Source organism: Shewanella sp. SM87 (assembly GCF_025653705.1).
GTDB lineage: Bacteria > Pseudomonadota > Gammaproteobacteria > Enterobacterales > Shewanellaceae > Shewanella > Shewanella oncorhynchi.
Window position 1 is genome coordinate 1 of record NZ_JAKKSC010000097.1, and the last position, 676, is coordinate 676.

General features: G+C 45.2%; 2 rRNA genes. Both read right to left on the reverse strand.

Going from position 1 to position 676, the window contains the following annotated elements:
* A 23S ribosomal RNA gene (locus L5M11_RS23825) occupies nucleotides 1-108 on the reverse strand; the annotation flags it as partial.
* 362 nt (nucleotides 109-470) lie between these two features.
* Nucleotides 471-676: ribosomal RNA gene (locus tag L5M11_RS23830) — 16S ribosomal RNA — on the reverse strand; the annotation flags it as partial.

Consider the following 676-nt stretch of genomic DNA (forward strand, 5'->3'; position numbering starts at 1 on the left):
TTAGCTCAAATGCTTGTTACTAGCTCGCCAACGCTTTTCGCAAGTTACTACGTCCTTCATCGCCTCTGACTGCCAAGGCATCCACCGTATACGCTTAGTCGCTTAACCATACAACCCAAATGAGTTTCACTCACCTGAGTCGCATTGCGACCAGCTTGGTTTTACTTGTCTCACTTCTGACCAAAGAAGTGGACGCGCCTTAGACGTAAACTATTCAATAAAGAATAATTTACTWTTGAATATTCAAGACACTTAATAAAGTGTTTGAGAACTCATGTTCAATGCTTGCGCATTAAACGTTTTGTAATTAATCACATGACAGACTCATGCAATTAAATACTATCAGCTTTCCAAATTGTTAAAGAACAATGCGTACCGGCTMGCGGCGCATTTAGCTCTGACTTCTCCTAAGAGAAGMTAAACAAGCAATCTGTGTGAACACTCAACAAACATTAAGTTAGTCGTATAGGTAAGGAGGTGATCCAGCCCCAGGTTCCCCTAGGGCTACCTTGTTACGACTTCACCCCAGTCATGAACCACAAAGTGGTGAGCGCCCCCCCGAAGGTTAAGCTACCCACTTCTTTTGCAGCCCACTCCCATGGTGTGACGGGCGGTGTGTACAAGGCCCGGGAACGTATTCACCGTGGCATTCTGATCCACGATTACTAGCGATTCC